Genomic DNA, 21,990 nt, shown 5'->3' on the forward strand with positions numbered 1-21,990 from the left:
TTATGAGTTTAGACCCGTTCGTTATTCGAGATGAAGTAAATAGCAAACATATAGACGTGAATAAGTACAGAAGGGAAACTGAGGAAATTGCAAGATCAGCGGAAAAATTCCACGAGTGGGAACCATACAGGTTGTTAGAAAACGCAATGAAGGTTGCGGCATTTTTGAAAGTAACAGGCCTAAAGACGAATCAAGTAAGAAGAGTTCTTGAGATGGCTAGAGATATAGAGCTTAAGATAAGGGTAGGAAGGGCCGAGAACATAACCCTAGATGTTACGAGGATGAGGTTTCTTTTGGCATACACGGTTGGTAGGGCCGGAAGAAGGGAAAGGAGTAGCATAGAGGCATTCTATAGGGTCTTAGACCCGATGCTCAAACAGATGTCCGAGGATGAGGACTTTGCTAGGAGGTACTTTGGAAAGTTTTTCGATTTTCTTCAGGCCGTTGTTGCTTATCACAGGTTCTTTGGAGGTGAAGAAAAATGAATAGGGAATTTTACGGAAAAATAATCATATCTGGAGAAATAGAAGCAGTTACCGGACTTCATATAGGTAGCCAAAGGGAAGTATCTGAGATAGGTGGCATAGACAATCCAGTCATAAAGGATCCCCATACGGGCCTTCCCTACATACCTGGGTCTTCGCTGAAAGGTAGGCTTAGGTCCCTCTTCGAGATATACGTGAACACAAGGTTAGATGAATTAAAGAGTAAGTACAGCTCCCTCTCCAATTACTCAAAGGGTAGCTGTAGGGATGTGGGAAAAGAGAACTGCGGTAAGTTCTTCAATAAAAAGTTGAACAACGTCTGGATACACGTTTGTAGTACTTATGAAATGGCCAGGAACTGCCCCGTATGCAGGCTTTATGGATCGAGTGGAAAAGAGAGCAACTTCCCTTCAAGATTAATAGTAAGAGATGCTTTTCTAACTGAAGAATGGAAGAAGAAATGGGAGAATGGGGAAGCGATAACAGAGGCGAAGATAGAAGTTGGGATAGATAGGGTTACTTCTCAAGCAAATCCAAGAACTACCGAGAGGGTCGTGGCCGGAACCAGGTTTGATTTCGAAATAATATACACCATAGAGGATTTGAAGGAGTGGAAGGATGATCTAAGGAATTTGCTTACCTCAATGTTATTGCTCGAGGATAGCTACTTGGGAGGATCCGGATCCAGGGGCTACGGGAAAGTAAGGTTCCATGTGAAGGGGTTGGAGCTTAGGCCTCTGGAGTACTATAGGACTGGAGACGAGGGTAAGATCGTCAAGAAGACTGAGTACGAAAGGGTTGAGGATCTTCTCAAGAACTTTGAAACGATAACTAGTGAGTTCGATAGGAGGGTAGGGGGTATTGAAGGCTAAGGTGGTCAAGCTTAAACCTAAAGGTCCCTTCACCAGAATTCCAAGGGCGACGACGATATTTGGGGCAATTTCAAATGCAATCAGATTGCTCTATGGAAGGAAGGAGGTTGAGAAGTTTATAGCAGGGTTCATTAACGATGATGCCAAGATAACCTCGGCCTTCCCTTACGATGGTGAAACTTACTTCCTTCCAAAACCTCTCTCCGTGGACTTGGTAGTAAAAACCCTCTTTGAAACAAAGAAGGAAGATGTGAAGAAGGTAAAGAAAAAAGACTACATCCCATTGGAAAGTTTTGAGAAGGCCCTAAGGCTTGAAGAGTTTGAAGTCAAGGAGCTACCTTACAAGGTAATTGAGCTACCAAAGGTTAGCCTCGACAGGGTATCCAACGACTCTTCGTTATACTTCTGGGATCTGGTGACATTCAAGGAGAACTCGGGCCTGTACTTCCTCTACGATGGCTCCAACAAGCTGTTCGAAAAGTACATAGTACCGGCCATGAGACTCCTGGAAGATCAGGGGATTGGCGGTAAGGGGACTTGGGGATACGGATTGTTCGAGGTTGAGATAGAGGAGCTTGAAATAGAGGAACCTAGGGAAAACTCTTACGTAACGCTTTCTCCCTTTGTTCCAGAGAATGAGACCTCACTTATACTTTGGAAGATCGTTAAGCTTGGTGGATGGAGCCAGGGAAAGAGGAGGCCGAAGATCCCCATGGTCGTCGAGGGCTCTTTGAGTAGAGAGGATCGCGGGAAGATGATAACCCTTGATCTTTCCTTATCCTATCCCGTCTACGTTTATGCTAGATCCTTCCTTGTTAGGGCATCGCTTCCGGAGGAGGCCGTGGGCCATGTTTGAAGTTTTGACGCCACTTCACATAGGGAATGGGAACGAGCTAACGCCTGTTGACTTTTACCCCTTGGGGGATAGGATAATCGTCTTAGATACGGAGAAATTGATTAATGATCTTTTAAGGCTCGGCGTTGAGGTTGAAGAGCTCCTCGACTTCCTAAGGAATCCTCCGGGTTCCCTGTACCTATGGAGGGGATACCTTGAGAAGTTGCACCTTGACCCCAGGAATTACGCTAGGTATTCGCTCAGGATAAGGGGAGAATTGGGAAGGGAAAGCTCGAGGATCAAGGAGTTCATAAAGATTAAGGGGAAACCCTACATACCGGGAACATCCCTCAAAGGGGCCATAAGGACTGCTGTACTATACAAAGTCCTGAAGGATTGTGGTGACGTGCCTACGGTTGTTGAGGCTTTGGGAAAATACGGAAAGACGACTGGGAACATAATAAGGGCCATTACCCACCCGGGAAATCAGGATCTGCTTGACTATTATCTCTTTTACTTGGGTAGGGGAAACGTTAGGGGTAAACAGGCCGACGATATCCTTGAGGCCATAGTCTTCGGATTTGAGGCCGAGAGAAGGTTCAGGTATGAACCGAAGAGAGATCCAATGAAAGCTTTGATAGTCAGGGATTCAAGATTGATTCCGCTCGACAACTTATCCGTTTACGAGGTAAGGGTTGTGGGTTGGGGATCCAGCATTCCAATTTGGGTTGAAGCCCTGGACCCAGGGACGAGGTTTGAAGCCGAGGTAAAGGTTGATAGGGAACTACTTAGGATAGGCTCTGACTACTTCAACGGATTATTGTGGCACTGCTTAGCGGGAGAAGACTTTGAGGAATTCGTGTGGAAAGCTGTGGAGGAATTTTACGGGGAGCTTGCTAAGCTAGATAACGTAAAAGAAAGAGATGTAATTAGGCTCGGATGGGGGAGTGGCTGGATATCAATGACGGTTGGGATCCTACTAATGAGAAAGAGGGGATGGGAAAGGGTTAGAAGAAAGCTCGGTCTTGGAAAAAATCCCCATACAAATAAGATCGTCGAGAGGTTCCCAAAAACGAAGAGGCTGGCGAACGGACAACCAATGGGGTGGATTAAGATATGAGGGTTTTGATATCTCCCTGGGGAGATTTTAGGAAGTGGAAGGTTGCCAAGTACACCTTCTCTGGAAAATCTCTTGAATCAAGATCCACGCTACCCATAATGGTTGACGTTATAAGGCCACAGGAAACAATTATAATAGTTCCGGATACTTTATCATCAGATTTCTCATCCCAGGAATCAATGTGGAATTCTGTTAAGGACGAGGTAAAAGAGTTCACAAACCAGCTAGGTGTTGAAGACGTTAAAATCATAGTCGTTCCTGGGAGTGGAAGCTTTTCAAACGGGTCCTTCTTCGGGAATCCAATGGATGCTTATATGTTCCTCCTTTACGAGCTGGCCAAGGAGCTACCACTTGAGATCAAGGAAGTTCATCTAGACGTAACCCATGGGCTCAACTACTTAACCTTCTTCACAGTAAGGGTAGTTCAAGAGCTCCTTGGAATCCTATCCATAAGGAAGGGTGTAGTTCTGAAGACATACAGCTCTGATCCCTTTGTTGATGGTAGCGTTAGGCACCTGAGGGTGAACTTGATTGAGGAGGCAACGATCGATCCAAAACCCCTCTCCGAATTCCTGGAGGGTAAGTTCCTGGTTAACTATTCCATGGATCGGGTGGAGTTCGGCGAAATTGCTAGGAGGCTAAAGGCCAAAGAACTCGATCTTGGGAGGATTAACTCTTGGATAGCCTCCCTGAAGCATGGTCTTCCACTAGTATTTACGACGATGTACCCCCAGGAAGGAGAGGTTGAGGGAGTTCTGGAAGATGTTGTGGCGAAGTTTCTTGAGGGTTTCAATGTTGGTGAGGGTAAGGTTGTTAGGAGCATATCCCTGGGGAAGGACTTCGGAAGCTTGGCAAAACTTTACTTCCAGCTTAGGGTTCTCAAAGACTTAAAGGAGATGTATAACCTTCCGAAGGATGAAGCCTCGGTTGAGGAGCTTCTCAAGATAAGCGAGGAAATTTTCACCGGTAGAATAAAGCACTCAACTAAGGTTGAGCTCGACAACGTGGCCAATAGGGTCGAGAAAACTGAAGGTTGGGTTAAACTCTCGGAATTCTTCAAGAACGCCAATCCACAGGTGGATCCCAGAAACTTCTTTGCCCACGCTGGGCTCGAGGCGAACTTAGTTGAAGTTAAGAGGAATGGAGAACTCTACCTCCGTTACACGAAGGGAAAAGTCAGGTGGGGAGGGAAGGAAGAAAAGGCTGAGAAAGTGATTCGCGAGATCCTCACGAGCAGGAGGTGGTTCTGACGTTAGTTCCTTACCTTAAGAACGGCGAACTCTTTCTTAAAGACCTCGGAATATCGGAAATTAATGAGGAAATCATAGAGGAGTACTGGGCCAGGCCAATAGAGGAGCTGACTTTAAATTTCATTCCGATAAACGATGAAGGTGAGGGACTTAGGGTTCTAAAATCTATGGGCTTTGAAGTATCTGTAACTAGTAGGGAGATAAAGTCGGCCTTCCTTAAGAGAACCAGAGGGGTATGCTCCATATGCGGTAGGGAGGGTGAGGTGGTAGCTAACAGGGCTTTCATATACCCATTCGAGAGGAAGATAGACTCGATAGTTAACGAGAAAAACAGGCTATCCTTTTGCTTGGAACATGCCTTTAAGCTTTATTCGGCCATGGCCAACCTCTTCATAGTCCCCCTGGGAAGGGAGAGGCTCAAGTTCTTCTTCGATGCTGAGGAGGAGACGTTGAGGAGAATGCTCTTTATGTTCAAGCAGTTCTGGAGGGATAGAGTCGAGTTCGAAAAGGGAAAGGTAAGGGTGGGAATGACCCTAAGGACTTACAATCCAAACGAAACCTTCTTCTCTATTCTTCACGAGTTTGTGAAGTTCCTTAAGAGGAGGAGACTACTTCAAGAGGCCATAGACTTGGGAAAGCTCGTTAGAGTTTTCCTTGTCTATGGAACTGGACAATTCTACGGGAGTGAGGTTATAGAGGGGATTAAGTTGGTTGAGCTAATAAACTTCCTGAGCGAGATCCAGGAAAAAGGAAGGGAAACGAAGAAGTACAAAAGACAGGATTCCGCTGTGGCCTTATTCTTTGAGAACCTCTCGGTACCTAGAGGTAAGGATAAAAAGAAGAACACGCTTGAGAGGGAGGAGTTCATAAGGAAGCTTCTCGATGGAAAGTTCGACTTCATCCTGCTCAATAGGATCTTCATGGAGAGGTATAAAAGGGATCTTCCCCTACCCTTCTACTATTTAACCTGGGTTAGGGCTTATTTTAAAGCATTTGGAGGTGATATAGTGGATTTAAGGACGTTCGAAAGGGTAAACGGATTGGGGTATTCCCTAGGGAAAATGGTTAGGGGAACAAACTTGGAGAAGTACGTTTGGGAGCTTTTCAGGGCTAGGGGATTTGAGGAGTTCGTAAACAAGTTGGTTGAGCTTCAAGCCAAGCTGGAAATAGCGATGGATGTGAGGCCAATATACGAGAACGAAAAGGAGTGGAAGACCATCAAGGCTATCCTCCTAAATGGTATGCTGAACGCAATTCATGGAGGTGAGGAGGATGAAGGCCATTGAAGTTGTGACACTAACGAAGGTTGAAGGTGCTAACTTAAATTCCAACGGAACGGAAGGTGTGATCTCAGTATTAAAGAAGGTTAGAGATCCGGTGGACGGAAGGGAATATGTTAGGGTAAGCGGCCAGAGCGTTAAGTACCACCTCAGGCAGATTTTAAAAGAGCTTGGCTGGGAGCTCAGCCAGATTTATCCGAGATCCGAGGGTGGGCAGAAGGTGATAGTCTCGGCCGGGGAACCTTACAAGTACATAGACGATGATCTCTTTGGTTACATGATAGCGAAGAAGATCGAGGGTAAGAACGCAACTCTAAGGAGGACATCAGTCGTAAGGACGAACGGAATGATATCGATCTTCCCCTACCAGGAAGATAGGGATTTTGGAGTTAGGTATGATCCCACTGGGGATCAGCACAACATCTATGAAACTGAGATAACGACGAACGTGATGAGGGGGAACTACTTCATAGAGCTTGATAGGCTAGGAGTTTTCGTTGAGGGGTTGGAGGTTCCAAAGCTTAACCCTGGGGAATATTCCCTTGAAGTCATATCCGTAAAGGATGTAACGGGAAGGGAGGTAACACTCTACGTGCTTCCCAGGGAAGAGAGGGAGAAAAGGCTTAAGGCCCTGCTCACGGCCATAATGGAGTACCATGGAGGGGCCAAGCTCAGCAACTTCTTCACAAAGGTATACCCCGAGGTTATGATGCTCGTTAAGCTGAAGAGGAAGATACCGGTGGTAGGAGACTCCCTGAGAGTTAAAGAGGGTTACATCGACGGGAAGATGATCATAGACGTTGAAAGGATCAGGGAAGCTATAGAGACGTTCAGCGATAACGTTGAAGAAGCTTACATAGGTCTGTTCAAGAGCAAGTTCGCTAACGTCGATGAGCTTGAAGGGACCTTTGAGAATTTAGAAAAAGTTAGAATCGTTAGCATGAAGGAACTCAGGAAGGTGATAGAGGAAATAAGCCTGGGTGAGTGAGTTGCTTGGCCTCATAGTGGATGCCAGGCCGCTTCAGGCCCACTTTAGGATTCCTCACACATCATTGTTACTTGACACCTATCCATTCCCTCCTAAAACTACAGCTGTTGGGATGTTAGCCGGATGCATGGGGCTTGGAGAGGAGGGCTTTAAGAAACTGCTGGAGAAGATTAAGTATGGGGTGATAATTGAGGATCCTGGGGAGAAGATAGAGGAGGTAAGTGTCATATACAAGAATCCCTATTCACCCAGCTATCCTATAACTAGGGTTAGCCTCTACAAGCCAAGGTTTAGGATGTTCTTTGCTGGGGAGGAAAGGGTTATTGAAGAGGCCTATGAGGGGTTGCTAGATCCAAAGTTCGTTCCCTACATGGGGGATAGCGAGAGCCTATTCTACCCTGGAAAGAAAAGGTACGTTGAAGTTGTGGATGTCCAGGAGGGGAAGGAGGATATATTAAGGAGCGTAATTCCTGAGGTTAAGTTCAAGGAGTTCGTGCCGTTAAGGAGAAAGGTTCTGGTTCCAAAGGTGTACGAAGCTCCAGTAAAGTTCACCTATAAAGGAAAAAGCAGAAGAGCGGTGTACGGAAGGTTTATAGCATTTTCGGGGGGATATGTAAAGCTTGAGAAGAAAATTGATGTCCTGCTATTTGACGGAGAACCCATAGCAACATTTTAATTCTTTTTCATTTGTTTTTGTTTTCGTGTTACGGGTTTTTGTTTTCTCTTTTTGTTTTCTCTTGTTTTTGGTTTAATACCCTGCTCGGGTCTAGATTCCATAACAGGGTGTTTTTACTCCCTTGTTTTTAGTTTAATCCTCTCGTTAGTCTTTTTGTTTTTTGTTTACCACTATAGTGGTAATTTCTTGTCAATTGTATTCATTTGGAATTCGAGTTATCTTAACGCTTTATTTTAACTTTGAAGGATTTTGACCCCTTAATTGGATGGTCTAGGAGTCTTGTTAGGAGTTTGTTTTTAAAGGCTTTTAGTGTTAGCGTGTTAAATTGGCTTAATTTAATTTCGATCTCTCCTTTCCAGTTAAATTGAGAGGATTTTTGCTTAATAACTTGTTTGGGCTTTCTCGTGACTTCTAGATTTTTGTGTTAGGTTTATAAATGAAGTCCAGTATTACCGGTTCCCACAGTGAGTAAATTATATAAACTTTGAGAGGCTTTTATTAAACGAATAAAGCAAAAAACCCAAAAGTTTCCGTAGAACTTAGTAGTGTGGAAAGTAGAGCTCGAAGTAGACTTTAACCCCAGCGGTTCCACTGTTTCCGTAGAACTTAGTAGTGTGGAAAGAGGTCTGGCTCCTCATCCTCAGGAGGCTTCTTAAATGGGTTTCCGTAGAACTTAGTAGTGTGGAAAGGACTTGAAGAAGGATGTAATAACATATGATGACTTCATAGAAGGTTTCCGTAGAACTTAGTAGTGTGGAAAGACTAAGTTGCTAACTAGAGTATTGCTCATCCAAGAATCATACTTCAAGTTTCCGTAGAACTTAGTAGTGTGGAAAGTATCTGAAGCACTATTGCCAACAAATTCTGGAACAATCCGTTTCCGTAGAACTTAGTAGTGTGGAAAGTTGATGACCTTGCCCATTTAGAGTATGACCCAGAAACTGTTTCCGTAGAACTTAGTAGTGTGGAAAGCTGATTTATACGGGTTCTCTGGTTTTTCTACCTCAAGTTTCCGTAGAACTTAGTAGTGTGGAAAGACTTTCACGAAGACATCAGGGTTTCTCCGATTCCCTCTGTTTCCGTAGAACTTAGTAGTGTGGAAAGACGTCAATTCCATAGCCCAAATTCTCAGCTACGTCGAATTCAGTTTCCGTAGAACTTAGTAGTGTGGAAAGGGCGTGGAAACATCCCAGCGAACGGTTACGACGACATAACGTTTCCGTAGAACTTAGTAGTGTGGAAAGAGCGTCCAGCCACTTGCTGGAACATTTATTGTTTCTAGCTCGGTTTCCGTAGAACTTAGTAGTGTGGAAAGACAGTCGTATACAATCCTTGCAGACATGTGCCCGCAGATGAACTTTCCAGTTTCCGTAGAACTTAGTAGTGTGGAAAGCATAAAATCTAATAAGGATATCTGTAGACATCAAGCGAGTTTCCGTAGAACTTAGTAGTGTGGAAAGTCAACCTTGTCATCAGCAACCGTGTAGGTTATTGTGTACTTTGGGGTTTCCGTTTCCGTAGAACTTAGTAGTGTGGAAAGAAACTGTCGAGGCCTGCGTTTTGCAGGAACAACCCAAGTTTCCGTAGAACTTAGTAGTGTGGAAAGATAGTAGCATTACTACGACATACTCTGGGCTCTCTGAATGTTTCCGTAGAACTTAGTAGTGTGGAAAGCTCAGCTCTTCTGGGGTTATGACGCCTCCCTCTATAGGTTTCCGTAGAACTTAGTAGTGTGGAAAGAAGAAGGGTAGGAGGAAGAGGAGAGAGGAGTTCTTTGGCTGGGTTTCCGTAGAACTTAGTAGTGTGGAAAGATTAATCCCGTGTTGTCAAGTACTGCGATGCGGAAGTCTGTTTCCGTAGAACTTAGTAGTGTGGAAAGTGTAATGGTTATTTTTCCTCCAAACTCCGTACCAAACTTGTTTCCGTAGAACTAAATAGTGTGGAAAGTTCTTTAGGCTCTGATAATCTCTTTCTCTCTTAAATGGTTTCCGTAGAACTAAATAGTGTGGAAAGACTTCGCCAATTGCCGACGCCCTTTCCGACACTTGCCTGTTTCCGTAGAACTCAGTAGTGTGGAAAGACCTCTGGGGTATGACTTGCCACAACAACACCACCTCCGTTTCCGTAGAACTTAGTAGTGTGGAAAGAGAACCAGTAGCCTGTTAATGAGCGGTGCTGGCAGCTGGGTTTCCGTAGAACTTAGTAGTGTGGAAAGCCAAACTCTTCCTTGTTTTCAAGCTCCTTCTCAATGGTGTTTCCGTAGAACTAAATAGTGCCTAAATCATAATTTAGGTGACCAGGGATGAAGTCTCCGATATATATTACCCAACCTGGTATCCTTGAAAGGAAGGCAAATACCCTGTTCTTTGTTAACGAAGAGATGAAAAGAGCCCTGCCAATAAACACGATAAGTGAAATTCATTGCTTTGCGCCTGTAACCCTCACGAGTGGAGCAATAAAGTTGTTAAGTGATAACGATGTTCCTGTCCACTTTTATAACAAGTACGGTTATTATAGAGGCTCTTACTTGCCGGCCGAATCCCAGATAAGTGGTTCTATAGTTGTCGCCCAGGCTTCTCATTATATTGACAATGAAAAGAGGCTTTACATAGCAAGGGAAATACTTGAGGGGACTAGGGCTTCTATGATCTCCCTTTTAAAATCTCAAAGGGCTGAATATAAGGATCTAGCAGACATAGATCTTAAAGGAGAGTCGATAGAGGAATTAATGGGCATCGAGAGCCAGCTGTGGAAAACATTTTATGCCCACTTCTCTCACCTGTTGAAGTTTTTCAATTTCGACGAGAGGAACAGGAGGCCTCCCAGGGATGAGATTAATGCCATGATAAGCTATGGGAACTCCGTTCTTTACACCGTCACGCTAAGCGAGATTAGGAAGACCTACCTTCACCCAGGGATAAGTTACCTTCATGAGCCCAGGGAGAGGAGGTATTCCCTAGCCCTGGATTTAGCCGAGATATTCAAGCCAATTGTTGTTTTCAGGGTTATCTTGAGGCTCGTTAACAAGAGGATAATAAGGGAGGAGCACTTCGTTAGGGATGTTGGGGTTCTCCTGAACTCTGAAGGGGTTAAGATTTTCCTTGGAGGAATAAACGATGAGCTTTCAAGGAAGGTTCTCCATCCCACCCTGAGGAGAAAAGTTTCGGTTAGGTACCTTATAAGGCTTGAAGCGTACTCCCTCCTCAAGCATCTCATCGGGGATAAGGAGTATAAGTCCCTTAGGGCGTGGTGGTAATGTACGTGATCGTAGTTTACGATGTCAACGTTGAGAGGGTTAATAGGGTTCATAAGCTACTTAAAACTTACCTTTTTTGGAGACAGAACAGCGTGTTTGAGGGAGAGCTAAGCAAGGCCCAACTCTATGAGCTTGAAATGAGGCTTAAGAGAATTGTAAAGGAAGATGATTCAGTTCTAATTTACATCTTCCCAGGAAAGAACTTTGACCTTCACGTCGTTGGGAGGGATAAGAGCCCCGTGGAGATGATAATATGAGGGTCACGGGCCTTATGGTTCAGTACTACTTTACATGTAAGAGGGAACTATGGTTCTTTTCCAGGGGAATAAACTTTGACTTTGAAAACGAGGATATGATAATAGGTAGGCTGATCCACGAGGAAGCATACGAAGATTCCTGGAAGGAAGTTCTCCTGGAGGATATCAAGATAGATGCCTTGAAGACCAAGGGTGGGCTCAAGGTGATAGAGATTAAAAAGAGCTCAAAGCTAGAGGAACCTGCAAAATGGCAACTCAAGTACTACCTTTACTACCTGAAGAAGGCCGGAATTGATGCAATTGGGGTAATCTCCTATCCCAAGGAGGGTAAGAGGGAGATTATTGAGCTGAAAGAGGAGAACATTAAGGTGATTGAGGAAGCTATTAAGGGTATTGAGGAAGTTGTTTCCTCCCCAAAGCCTCCAAAGCCTGTTAAAAAACCTTACTGTAGGAAGTGCTCTTACAGGGATCTATGCTGGGTGTGAGGGATGGAGTTCGGGGAATTGATTGAACTCATGAAGAGGAAGCTTGGGAAGCCGGATAAGACGCTGTACGAGCATTCTTTAAATGCAAAGAGGATAGCTGAGAGAATCCTCGAGAGGATTAACTATCCTAGTGAAGCTAGGGATTGCATTTTAATGCATGTTTTCCTTCACGACGTGGGGAAGCTGGATGACAGGTTCCAGGAGAAGCTAAGGAAAGGGGGTAGGGCCCCTCCCCATGCCTTCCTGGGGGTTGAGCTGGCTTCTAGGTTCCTGAACTGTGAAAGTCCTTTCAGGGAGATAGCCCTCCTCTCGATATTAACACACCACTCCGATTTTCACGAGGCCCTTTATCAGGATGAGATAGATAGAGATGAGGCTTTGATAATCGATGGAAAAGTTGTTTCTAGTCCAGCTGACTTGGTTTACGAGCTTAGGGATGAAATCTTTTACAAACTCAGTCAATCCAAGAATGCCGTTATGCTGAGAAATCTTTATTCCCTGTTTAACGGAGTTTTAAGACTCTCCGATTGGCTGGAGAGTGCTTCCCTTGATGTTGGAAGTTACTACACGAGTGGAAGCTTCGTAAGGGATAGGGTGATCGGTTACCTATCCTCTAAGGGTTGGAAACCCAGGGATTATCAAGGGTTCATTATGGGAAAGGGAAGTGGCTACTTTTTGCTCCCAACGGGGGATGGAAAGACTGAGACTAGTTTGCTTGCGATCGCTGATTCCCCTAAGGTTATCTATACCCTCCCGACGATAACAACCGTTGAGGCAATGAGGAAGAGGTTTGAGGAGATGTTCGGAAAGGATAACGTTTCCTTCGGTCACGGAATGCTGTTCTATTCCCTTTATAAGGAGGGTAAGTTAAGTGAAAGGTTGATTAATAGGTACGCTATGAAGGGTATCCACGTTTCCACCATAGATCAGGTTTTGCTAGCATTCATAAATTACTTTAAATTCCCTCTGAGGGAGCTATCCCTCCGGGGATCCCACTTAATCGTTGACGAGATCCACTCCTACACACCATACACCCTCTCCCTAATTTTGGAGGGCTTGAGGTATGCAGTGAACTACCTTGGGAGTAAGGTGGTCGTTACATCAGCTACTATGCCCTCCCTCCTTAGAGAGAAGTTGGAGGAAGTGGGGCTTAAAGAGCTTATACCCTTCGAAAAGGTTAAGCGGAGGTACGAGTCCAAGAGAAGGGTGAGGGTTTGGTTCAGGGATCTTCCAATGTTCGAGGATATAGACTCCATAATCAGGGAAAAGGGGAAAGTTCTCGTTATAACGAATACTGTAACAAGGGCCAGGGAAATCTATGAGGAGCTAAAGAAGAGGAGGGACGATGTGTATCTTTTCCACTCGAGGTTCACGGTTAGGGATAAGGAGGAAAAGATGAGGCTGGTAAATGAGATAAGCTCGGGAATTCTGGTTGCCACTCAAGTAGTAGAGGTTTCCCTGGATATAGATTATGATACGCTATATACCGAGGTGGCCCCCATCGATTCTCTCATCCAGAGGTTTGGGAGGGTGAACAGGAGGGGGATGAAGGAGGGTAGAGCTTACGTGTATGCAGTGGAGGGTAAGAGGTTTTATCTTCCTTATTCCAAGAGGAGTGTTGAAGCTTCTCTTTCCATGGTAAAAGAGCTTGAAGAGGCCAAGAATGAGCTTGACTTCCTAAGGTTAAACGATTCATTTTACGAGGAAATTTGGGATGAATATGAGAGTGAACTGAAGAAAAAATATCTCGAGAGGCAGGCCCTAAGGACGATACATAGGTTTAGAAAGGAGAGCTGGCTTTCAACTAGAGATACCTTCATGTCCCTTCCTGCAATTCCCCTTAAGTTTTGGAATAATGTTGTAGAATTGGCCGAGAGATGGGATGATCTAGGGGAAAAGGAGAAAGCTGAGGGCATGTTTAAGGTTATAGGGAGCGTTATTAACGTTCCAATTTGGATTCTCAAGGATAATCTACTCTACGATGAAAAAGTTTACAAGTTATTTGGAGTCTATGGTATTGATCTTGAGTACGATTCCGAAGTTGGCTTGATTGAGAGGAAGGGGTTAATATTCTGAGGTGGTTTGGATGAGGGTGTATGTAACGACTGTTGGAACTTCGCCGGAAGCCGTCTTTAATCCGATATGGTATTTAGCTGAGGTTTATTCCTGGGTTCCTGATAGAGTTTATCTGTTCTGGAACGAGAAGATACTTGAGAAGGTCGAGAAACTGGTTAACCTTATAGCGAGCTTGGGCAACGCTTACGGAAAGGAAATAGAGGTCATACGTGATGAAAGCGTCAAGTTTAATGAGGAAAATCCCATAGAGTTCCGAGAAAAGGTTTCTAACCTGTTAAAATCTCTCGTTCCTGAGCACGAGGTCGTGGTTGATATAACCCCAGGAAGGAAGTTCATGAGCGCTCTGATGCTGGGGGCTGGGATAGCCAGCAATGCCCATGAGATAGTTTACCTGCATTTGAACAACTTTCCTAAATACATAGGTAAGTTGCTCTTCGACATTCCAATGTCCGAGCAGGCCCTTTTCCAGAAGAAGCACCTCACTGGCATTGAGGGAAGGATAAACTTTGCTGGAAGGAGGAGAGAAGAGCCTGTCGAAGTTAGGATAACTAGAGAGGAGGTAATGAGAGTCCTTAATTCCCTGTACGTGGATGAGGAAAGAAACTTCCCCATAAAGATTAAAAATTCCGTTCTTGGAACTGTGAAGCTCGATAGGGAAGTTGAGTTTAGGGTTTCAACGTTCATAGATATCGATGAGGAGTTGCATGGAGGTTACAACATGGTCAAGGAAGCCCTGATCTCGGGAGGTCTCGCGAAGTTCAGGAATTGGGATGAGTTGATAAGGGTAATAAGGGCCCATAAGGGGAGTAGGAGGCCGGTTTACGTTGGGTTCGATACTAATGCTCTTTACTTTAGGGTTCCATCTAGGCTTCTCTCAGATGAGCGTCTTAAGGAGAAGGGTAATCTCATAGTTGACTTTGTATACTCGGAGGAGGTTCAGAGGGAAGTTGGAGCTAAGCTTAACTCAAAGCTTCCCTACGATTCTAAATATGGAGATTACGCTAACCAACCAACCCCGCAGGCTAGGCTTGGTTGGCTTGGAAGTGTTGAGCTTGAAAACCTAAGGAAGGTGGGAGCGGAACCTGCCAAGTCAAGGGAGACGGTTAGGGGAGATACAAAGATAGCCCTCGACTACAAGGTCTTTGCCGAGGAGAAAGATGCCGATGTAATAGTAATTACGTTAGACGACGGAGCGTTTGGCGAAATGCAGGCCTTGGCGGGCAGTGGATTGATTCCCTTTAAGCTTGACTGGGAATTTAGCTTTGGCTCGACCTTAAAGGGTTCCTGGGAGGAGCTTAGGGATAGCGTATACACCTTAGCGGTGCTGTTGGGAGAACTTTCGTTGGGAAAATATAAGCTCAAGGGGATCTGGAGGGGCAAGAGCTCTAGAGATTGGATAGAAGAGAGGCTAATAGTTAAGAACTTCGACTATCCAAGGATATTAAAGATTAAAGGCTAGCTTAGGGCTGAAAGTAGCTTTTCCAGGAACATTTTCTCTGGGTAAGCCCCCTCGAATTGGACTTTATCCTCTCCATTTACCTGTATTACTATCTTTGGAACGGCCATGACGTTGTACTGATCGGCCCATTCTGGATACTCTATAGCTTCCACCATGTCTCCAAGGATCTTTCCTTTTCCAGCTTTTGTGTTCTCGATTGCGAACTTGTGGGCCATTCTAACGGCTAATGGACAGTATGGGCAGGTTGGCGTTACGAAGATCAATATCCTGACGTCTTTGTCTATCTTTGAAACCTCCTCCTTGCTATCCTGCATTAAATCGGTGTCTCCCTTGCTTACATCAACTATATCCTCAAGAAATGCTGCAAACTCGTGTCCAGCTGGAATTCCGAAGTATCTAACGCCGAAGTCCTTTCCATCCTGGGTTATTGTAGTTGCTGGGGCCCTGTCGATCCTGTACTTCTCAGCTAGCTCCTTTCCCTCGGGAGTGTCGAAGTCAACTATCTCATAGCTCAGCTTATCTGTCAGCTCTGAGAGCTCCTGAACTAATTGCTTAAGCTGATCACAGTATTGGCAGTGTTCTTTTCCTATGAAGACGATGAGCTTGACTGGGTTCACCATCTTTGAGAAGAACTCTTCCTTAATTATCCTCTTGTCCTCCTCACTTATTAGTCCCATTTCTATCCCCCCACTAAACGTTTATAATGTTCATTATCAAACTTAAAGTTGAATTAAACTCAGGTTTCCAACCGAAAGTTGAATGCACAATATATAAGCTTTGCGCCACACATCTGGGTAGGTGGTAAAGATGGAACCCGACATCTTTTACATCCTGGGAAACAAAGTTAGGAGGGATCTACTTTCCCACTTAACATGTACCGAATGTTATTTCAGCTTGTTGAGTAGCAGGGTTACCGTTTCATCGACGGCCGTAGCTAAGCATCTGAAAATAATGGAGAGGGAGGGGATTTTAGAGTCCTATGAGAAGGAGGAGAGGTTCATAGGGCCTACCAAGAAGTACTATAAGATTTCCGTAGCAAAGTCTTACGTTGTAACTTTAACCCCTGACATGTTCTGGTTTAAGGGGTTTGAGCTCGGGGAACCGAAGCTTGAAGATGTTAGGGTTGAACTTTCAAAGCTTGATAAAAGTCCTGAGGGGTTAAACAATCTTTTGTCTGAATTCTTGAAGGCCAACAGAGAACTTGAGAAGATATTAAAGGCTTTTATCTCCCTGGAAGCCTACAGAAATGAGCTTATCAAGAAGATAAAGGATGAATACCTTAAGAAAATTGGTGATATGACTCAACTGGCTATCCTTCATTACATCCTATTAAATGGTGAGGCGAGCGTGGAGGAGCTGAGTGATAGACTTAACCTAAAGGAGAGAGAGGTGAGGGAGAAGATAATCGAAATGGGTAGATTCGTACCGATAAAGTTAATAAACAACGAAAAGGTTCTCATCGACGAGGATAAAATTTTGAAGGGTGATTGGAATGCCGAAGAAAATCAGGGTTCTGGTGAATGAAGATAAGTGCTACCTCTGTGGTGGTTGTGTTGGTGTTTGTCCAACGTTGGCGATTCACGTTTCCTCGTCTTGGGAGTTCATAGAGGATAAGTGCATATCGTGCATGATCTGCATAAAGGCATGTCCCGTTGGGGCCTTAAGCTATGAGGAGGTGTCTCAATGAGGTACGACGTCGTCGTTGTTGGTTCTGGAGTTGCTGGGCCCATAGTTGCGAGGAACGTAGCTAAGGCCGGATTCTCAGTTTTGCTAGTTGATAAAAAGCCCGCTATAGGGGCCCCTAAGCAGTGTGCTGAGGGGTTAACTATTAACGCCTTTAAGCAATTCGATATACCCTATGATAAGAGGTTCATAAACAGGGAGATTTATGGGGCCAAGATATACTCGCCTAGTGGTTATACAGCTGAGCTCAGGTATAAGGAGGTCAGCGGGGTTATCCTGGAGAGGAAGGTTTTTGATAAAATGCTAGCTTACTATGCAGCTAAAGCGGGTGCTGAAGTTTTAGCTAGAACCGAGGTCGTTGATGTAATAAGGAGGGAAGGAAAGATAGTTGGCGTGAAGGCTAAGCATGAGGGCGAGCCTATGGAGATAGAAGCAAAGGTTATAGTTGCTGCTGATGGTGTGGAAAGTACTATAGCTAGGAAGGCCGGCATAGATACCTACGCCCCTCCCCACGAGTTTGACTCTGGCTACGAGTACGAGATGATAATAGAGGGCTTTGATCCGGACTTGATCCACCTATTCTTCGGAAATGAGGTAGCACCTAGGGGTTACGTTTGGGTCTTCCCAAAGGATGAAGACAGGGCTAACGTTGGTATCGGGATAAATTCCGACAATGAGAAGACGGCCAAGTATTACTTAGACAAGTGGCTTAAGGAGAATAATATACCGAGGAACAAGATCCTCGAGGTTAACGTTGGTTTAATCCCAGTTGGGGGCTTCGTAAAAGAGCTCGTGAAGGAGAACGTCCTTGTGGTTGGAGATGCTGCAAGGCAAGTAAATCCTATACACGGCGGTGGAATGGCCGAAGCTATGAAAGCTTCAACGATAGCCTCTAAGTGGATAATCAAGGCCCTTGAAGAGGAGAACCTTGAGCTACTCAAGAACTACAAGGAGGAGTGGTGGAAGACTGAGGGTCCTAGGATGGAAAAGCTACTGAGGCTAAGGAGGGCCATGGAGAAGCTTACGGATGAGGATCTTGACGTTTTCGTTCAGCTGGTAAGTGGAACAGACCTTGAGAAGATCGCTGGCGGTAACTACATCGAGGTAGTCAAAGCTTTGATGAAGCATCCAAAAGTTTTGATGAGCAGGAGAAGGCTCGAGATACTTAAGGCCCTACTATGAGATCCTCGAAGCTCGGCCCTATCGGTAACCTTCTCTTGTGCTCGCTTTTCTTTATCAATTCTTCAACACGTTCTACCAAGCTCAGCGGTATACCTAGGTCTTTGGCTATCTCCTCCTTCCCGATCTTAAGATCTATCATCCTCCAAAGTATCTCATCGAGAAGGTTATAGCTAATTCCAAGTTCGTCTTCATCCGTCTGGCCCTCCCAGAGTCCAGCGCTTGGTTTTTTCTTGACTATTCTCTCGGGGACTCCTATCCTCTTCGCTATCTCCCACACTTCGGTTTTGTAGAGATTTATTATTGGGGCATAGTCACTCGCTCCATCTCCCCATTTCGTGAAGTATCCAGTTAGAAACTCACTCCTGTTGCTAGTTCCTAGAACTATTCTCCCCAAAGAATTTGCGTGAGCGTAGAGCATTATCATCCTAGTTCTGGACATTATGTTCCCGAGTCCTTTCCTATCCAAGTTTAGCTCAAGGTTCTCCACAAATGAATCGACTATCGGCTTTATGTTTATCACTTTATACCCTATTCCCAATTTTTCAGCGACGAGCTTGGCATCTTCAACGTCTTTATTCTCAAAGTAGGGCATTATTAAACCGAGGACTTTCTCTTTCCCTAGGGCTTTAGTTGCTAGGTAAGCAACAGTTGCACTATCTACTCCTCCGCTTATTCCAATGACGACACCATTATTCCCCTTCTCCCTTATGAACTCTAGTATCCTTTCGATAACTTTGTCATAGTCTAATATCCTCATACCTCTGCTTCCCCCAGGAATTCTAAGATTGATACAAGCCTTTCATCCTTTACCTTCATTAAGATCTCGCTAACCTCTTCCCTTCCAATCTTCCCCTCTCTGTACATTGCTATCCTTCTTACCCCTTCGAAGAAGTCTTTAAGGCTGGGTATCGCAACCTTGAACATTGGCATGCTCTTATAAATTTCCTCGAACTTATCCTCGAGTATTAGCTCCCATATTAAATCTATTAAGCCGTCGAATGCAAGGTCAAAAACTTCCGTATCAATACCCTCAATTAAGGAATAGAGGGATTCCTGGATTGCGGCCTCATAGTTTTCCTCATCTTCAAAAATCTCTTTAAAAACGAGGTGTATCTGGGCTTTTATCTCTCTATTGGTCACGTGTGGAAGTAAACCGGCTAGGATCTCTTTAGCTTTATCCCTATCCCCATTTTCAAACGTTATATACGCCCTATAAACTTCAGCTTGATGAAGCTTCTCAACGTTATTACTCTCTTTAAACGCTTTGACGGCCTCGTTTATAGCTTCCAGGGCCTTATCGTATTCCTGTAGTTCGTCATGAATTGTTGCTATCCCATAATAAATTTCCCCTATATGCTCTTTCTCTTTTATTAAATCCGTCTTTAGGAGTTCCCTGTAAATATCCAATGCCTTTTCGGGATAGCCTAGGAGGGAATACAGATCTGCGAGGTGCATTAGCCCTTCATACCCTTTCTCTTTTGCTATACCTTCGAACTCTTCGAGCTTATCGATTCCGAAGAATTCTGCATAATAGTAGACGACGAGCTTTAGTAACTCTATATCCTCCTTTTCCTTTGCCACTGATTCGGCAACCTCTAAGATTTCTTTTAGTTCCTCATCACTTAGGTTGTCTATCTCTTTGCTGAGAGCATCCTTTGCCTTTTCAAGGTCACCTTTCTTTAAGAGCCCTATTATCTCTTCAGCTTCCATTCTCCTTCCCGCTAATCTTAAATTTCAAGGAACTTAAATATGTTGGGATGAGGGATGGAAGATTCAAAGATTGCCCTTATCAAGAAACCAGCGGATTTTGATATTGCTAGGGCCATTTCGTTGATTTCATCTAGTTCAACTGGAGGGATCGTGATATTCCTGGGAAAAGTTAGGGATGAAAACTTTGGTAGAAGGGTAAAGAGGCTTATATATGAAGCCTACGAGGAGATGGCCCTCAAGGAAATGGAGAAAATTAGGAAGGAAGCGTTAAGTAAGTTCCCAATTATAGACGCTTTGATATGGCATAGGGTCGGAGAATTGGAAATAGGCGAGAATACTATTCTTGTCATTGCATCTTCTAAGCATAGAAGGGAAGCTTTTGAAGCCTGTATTTGGATGGTTGATGAGGTTAAGAAGCGTGTTCCTATCTGGAAGAGGGAAATAACGGAGGAAGGAGAATATTGGATCGAGGGAGATAAAGCAGTTCCTGCCGGAAAAATATAGGTTCTCGTTAATTTTTTAATTACTACTTTTAATTGTAAGCAAAATCCGTATAGAAAAAGTTAATATAATTCCTGAGTAATTTCCTATTTTGGTGAACTCCGTGGAGAAGACGAGGGTTATTGTTGCAGATGAGGTATCATTTGGGAGGGCTAAGATCGTTACCGTCTCCAAGCCTCCATGGACGTCAAAGTTTCACAAGGGGAAGCTTGAGAGGATAATCCTTCTAATAGGAAGGGGAAAAGGAAAATTTTCTGAGGTGGAGGGTATACCAAGGAGCATAGGGTGTCTTGGAAATAATAGGTTAACGCTCTATCGTGAGAAATTGCCTATTTCAAAGTTTAAAGAGGTCATAGACGAATTTAGCATGCTCAATCCCAATGGCGAAGTTTACATAACAAATTATGATGACATCAAAGATGCCGTAGAACTAGCTGAGTATTCGGCCAAGAAAGGGCTTGATACGTACTTAATAGCCCTCTCCGTTGACGTTCCTAACGTTCCAAAAGATAGGAAGTTTAAACTTGTTGGGGAATACTTTTACCAGGAGCTTGATGATTCTATTGATGACGTTGATATTCTCCTGATAGTCGCCAATTATACCCAGTACAGGAAATTACTGGATGATGGCCTAAGATTCTCGGGTGAAGTTTGGGTTGATCTACTTTACCCTGGTTCACTTAAGTTCCTCGACTTTAACCCCATAGAGGTCAGAAAAATATTGAATCCGAGTTCTATAACTTATAGCCCCTGTATGTCCGGTTTGGTAGCAATAAGTCCAGAGGGCTTTGCGACTCCATGTCCATTACTTAGGAAGTTTATAGTCGGCGATGTCACTAAGGAGAGTCTAAAGACGATAGTTAAAAAACAGAGACTGAGGAAGTTCTGGAAGCTTACCAAGGACAAAATAGAAACTTGCAAAAGATGTTCCTTCAGGTATATGTGCCATGATTGTAGGGCCTTAGAATATCAAGCAACGGGAGAATTATTTGGTGTAGAATTTTGTCCACTTCTAGATGCCCTTTGATATTTCCTGTTCTCTTTTGTTGCTCAAGCAAAATCTTTATATTTCTCTTGTCCAAACTTCAACTTGATTAAGCTTACTTGAGGTGAGGATTATGGCTTACCAACCAGTTAGGAGAGTTAAAAGTGGTATTCCAGGGTTTGATGAATTGATTGAGGGAGGTTTTCCAGAAGGAACTACCGTCCTACTCACCGGTGGAACTGGGACAGGTAAAACGACCTTTGCCGCTCAATTCATTTACAAGGGTGCCGAGGAATATGGGGAGCCAGGAGTCTTTGTAACTCTAGAAGAAAGGGCTAGAGATTTAAGAAGGGAAATGGCATCATTCGGGTGGGATTTTGAGAAGTACGAAAAGGAAGGAAAAATAGCGATTGTTGATGGTGTTAGCTCCGTAGTGGGATTACCCAGTGAGGAAAAGTTTGTCCTTGAGGATAGATTTAATGTGGATAACTTTTTGAGGTACATATACAGGGTTGTGAAGGCGATAAATGCAAAGAGATTAGTTATAGATTCGATACCTTCGATAGCTCTAAGGTTAGAAGAGGAGAGGAAAATAAGGGAAGTACTGCTTAAATTAAATACGATTCTCCTTGAAATGGGTGTTACAACGATCTTAACTACTGAAGCTCCCGATCCTCAGCATGGTAAGCTAAGTAGGTATGGAATTGAGGAGTTCATAGCAAGGGGAGTAATTGTACTGGATCTCCAGGAAAAGAACATTGAGTTGAAGAGATACGTTTTAATAAGGAAGATGCGTGAGACGAGGCATTCTATGAAGAAGTATCCATTTGAGATAGGGCCGAATGGTATCGTCGTGTATCCGAGCGGAGAGATATACTAAGGGTGAGAGG

At 44.2% G+C, this 21,990-nt stretch carries 22 protein-coding genes and 1 CRISPR repeat array; of the genes, 19 read left to right on the forward strand and 3 right to left on the reverse strand.

The window, feature by feature from the left end:
• The first annotated feature begins 2 nt into the window (after positions 1 to 2).
• The 13 genes from csm2 (at position 3) to PH_RS00805 (ending at position 15,039) form a co-directional block, all read left to right on the forward strand.
• The gene (csm2, locus tag PH_RS00745; protein ID WP_010884273.1) at positions 3 to 485 is read left to right on the forward strand and encodes a type III-A CRISPR-associated protein Csm2; all 483 of its coding nucleotides are present in this window, start codon (positions 3 to 5) and stop codon (positions 483 to 485) included.
• A complete protein-coding gene (gene csm3, locus PH_RS00750) occupies positions 482 to 1,357 on the forward strand; it encodes a type III-A CRISPR-associated RAMP protein Csm3 (RefSeq protein ID WP_010884274.1) in 876 nt (291 codons plus the stop codon). The genes csm2 and csm3 overlap by 4 nt, the downstream gene beginning before the upstream one ends.
• Positions 1,347 to 2,213 (forward strand): type III-A CRISPR-associated RAMP protein Csm4, encoded by an 867-nt coding sequence (gene csm4, locus PH_RS00755; RefSeq protein WP_010884275.1) that lies wholly within the window; start codon positions 1,347 to 1,349, stop codon positions 2,211 to 2,213. Before csm3 ends, csm4 begins: the two co-directional genes overlap by 11 nt.
• The gene (csm5, locus tag PH_RS00760; protein WP_143522634.1) at positions 2,206 to 3,312 is read left to right on the forward strand and encodes a type III-A CRISPR-associated RAMP protein Csm5; all 1,107 of its coding nucleotides are present in this window, start codon (positions 2,206 to 2,208) and stop codon (positions 3,310 to 3,312) included. Before csm4 ends, csm5 begins: the two co-directional genes overlap by 8 nt.
• Positions 3,309 to 4,562 carry a CRISPR-associated CARF protein Csx1 gene (csx1, locus tag PH_RS00765; protein WP_010884277.1) on the forward strand — a complete coding sequence of 418 codons (1,254 nt, stop codon included), beginning with the start codon at positions 3,309 to 3,311 and terminating at the stop codon, positions 4,560 to 4,562. The genes csm5 and csx1 overlap by 4 nt, the downstream gene beginning before the upstream one ends.
• Positions 4,553 to 5,848, forward strand: coding sequence for a hypothetical protein (locus PH_RS00770; protein WP_010884278.1), 1,296 nt, complete (start codon positions 4,553 to 4,555; stop codon positions 5,846 to 5,848). Before csx1 ends, PH_RS00770 begins: the two co-directional genes overlap by 10 nt.
• Positions 5,835 to 6,830, forward strand: a complete 996-nt coding sequence (gene cas7i, locus PH_RS00775; RefSeq protein WP_048053048.1) for a type I-B CRISPR-associated protein Cas7/Cst2/DevR — start codon at positions 5,835 to 5,837, stop codon at positions 6,828 to 6,830. The genes PH_RS00770 and cas7i overlap by 14 nt, the downstream gene beginning before the upstream one ends.
• On the forward strand, positions 6,823 to 7,506 hold the full coding sequence (gene cas5, locus PH_RS00780; protein WP_010884280.1) for a CRISPR-associated protein Cas5: 684 nt from the start codon (positions 6,823 to 6,825) through the stop codon (positions 7,504 to 7,506). The genes cas7i and cas5 overlap by 8 nt, the downstream gene beginning before the upstream one ends.
• A gap of 526 nt (positions 7,507 to 8,032) precedes the next feature.
• Positions 8,033 to 9,788: direct repeats of the CRISPR family, unit length 29 nt; unit sequence GTTTCCGTAGAACTTAGTAGTGTGGAAAG.
• Between the two features lie 20 nt (positions 9,789 to 9,808).
• Complete coding sequence (gene cas1b / locus PH_RS00785; RefSeq protein WP_010884282.1) at positions 9,809 to 10,762, forward strand: type I-B CRISPR-associated endonuclease Cas1b; 954 nt, start codon at positions 9,809 to 9,811, stop codon at positions 10,760 to 10,762.
• On the forward strand, positions 10,762 to 11,019 hold the full coding sequence (gene cas2 / locus PH_RS00790; protein WP_048053050.1) for a CRISPR-associated endonuclease Cas2: 258 nt from the start codon (positions 10,762 to 10,764) through the stop codon (positions 11,017 to 11,019). The genes cas1b and cas2 overlap by 1 nt, the downstream gene beginning before the upstream one ends.
• Positions 11,016 to 11,504 carry a CRISPR-associated protein Cas4 gene (cas4, locus tag PH_RS00795; RefSeq protein WP_010884284.1) on the forward strand — a complete coding sequence of 163 codons (489 nt, stop codon included), beginning with the start codon at positions 11,016 to 11,018 and terminating at the stop codon, positions 11,502 to 11,504. Before cas2 ends, cas4 begins: the two co-directional genes overlap by 4 nt.
• 3 nt (positions 11,505 to 11,507) lie before the next feature.
• Positions 11,508 to 13,580, forward strand: coding sequence for a CRISPR-associated helicase/endonuclease Cas3 (locus PH_RS00800; protein WP_010884285.1), 2,073 nt, complete (start codon positions 11,508 to 11,510; stop codon positions 13,578 to 13,580).
• Positions 13,581 to 13,590: 10 nt separating this feature from the next.
• Entirely contained in the window at positions 13,591 to 15,039 is a 1,449-nt protein-coding gene (locus tag PH_RS00805; protein WP_048053051.1) for a hypothetical protein, read from the forward strand.
• Here the strand turns inward: PH_RS00805 and PH_RS00810 are convergent.
• Complete coding sequence (locus PH_RS00810) at positions 15,036 to 15,716, reverse strand: protein disulfide oxidoreductase (RefSeq protein ID WP_010884287.1); 681 nt, start codon at positions 15,714 to 15,716, stop codon at positions 15,036 to 15,038. The two genes, PH_RS00805 and PH_RS00810, sit on opposite strands and share 4 nt — an antisense overlap.
• A 130-nt stretch (positions 15,717 to 15,846) precedes the next feature.
• Here PH_RS00810 and PH_RS00815 point away from each other — a divergent pair, with 130 nt between their 5' ends.
• Genes PH_RS00815 through PH_RS00820 form a run of 3 tightly spaced genes read left to right on the forward strand, consistent with a single transcriptional unit; the run spans position 15,847 to position 17,904 of the window.
• Positions 15,847 to 16,563: a sulfur metabolism transcriptional regulator SurR gene (locus PH_RS00815; protein ID WP_048053052.1), complete on the forward strand. Its 717-nt coding sequence runs from the start codon at positions 15,847 to 15,849 to the stop codon at positions 16,561 to 16,563.
• Positions 16,532 to 16,726, forward strand: coding sequence for a DUF362 domain-containing protein (locus PH_RS09640; RefSeq protein WP_010884289.1), 195 nt, complete (start codon positions 16,532 to 16,534; stop codon positions 16,724 to 16,726). The genes PH_RS00815 and PH_RS09640 overlap by 32 nt, the downstream gene beginning before the upstream one ends.
• A complete protein-coding gene (locus PH_RS00820) occupies positions 16,723 to 17,904 on the forward strand; it encodes an NAD(P)/FAD-dependent oxidoreductase (RefSeq protein WP_010884290.1) in 1,182 nt (393 codons plus the stop codon). Before PH_RS09640 ends, PH_RS00820 begins: the two co-directional genes overlap by 4 nt.
• Here PH_RS00820 and PH_RS00825 read toward each other — a convergent pair.
• Entirely contained in the window at positions 17,888 to 18,661 is a 774-nt protein-coding gene (locus tag PH_RS00825; RefSeq protein WP_010884291.1) for an NAD+ synthase, read from the reverse strand. The genes PH_RS00820 and PH_RS00825 overlap by 17 nt on opposite strands.
• A complete protein-coding gene (locus PH_RS00830) occupies positions 18,658 to 19,614 on the reverse strand; it encodes a tetratricopeptide repeat protein (RefSeq protein WP_010884292.1) in 957 nt (318 codons plus the stop codon). The genes PH_RS00825 and PH_RS00830 overlap by 4 nt, the downstream gene beginning before the upstream one ends.
• Before the next feature lie 54 nt (positions 19,615 to 19,668).
• Here PH_RS00830 and PH_RS00835 point away from each other — a divergent pair, with 54 nt between their 5' ends.
• The 3 genes from PH_RS00835 (at position 19,669) to PH_RS00845 (ending at position 21,980) form a co-directional block, all read left to right on the forward strand.
• Positions 19,669 to 20,118 carry a molybdenum cofactor biosynthesis protein MoaE gene (locus PH_RS00835; protein WP_010884293.1) on the forward strand — a complete coding sequence of 150 codons (450 nt, stop codon included), beginning with the start codon at positions 19,669 to 19,671 and terminating at the stop codon, positions 20,116 to 20,118.
• A gap of 100 nt (positions 20,119 to 20,218) precedes the next feature.
• Positions 20,219 to 21,142: a radical SAM protein gene (locus PH_RS00840; protein WP_048053053.1), complete on the forward strand. Its 924-nt coding sequence runs from the start codon at positions 20,219 to 20,221 to the stop codon at positions 21,140 to 21,142.
• 91 nt (positions 21,143 to 21,233) lie between these two features.
• Complete coding sequence (locus tag PH_RS00845; protein WP_048053054.1) at positions 21,234 to 21,980, forward strand: ATPase domain-containing protein; 747 nt, start codon at positions 21,234 to 21,236, stop codon at positions 21,978 to 21,980.
• Positions 21,981 to 21,990: the final 10 nt, after the last annotated feature.

This window comes from Pyrococcus horikoshii OT3, assembly GCF_000011105.1.
In the GTDB taxonomy this organism is placed as follows: Archaea; Methanobacteriota_B; Thermococci; order Thermococcales; family Thermococcaceae; genus Pyrococcus; species Pyrococcus horikoshii.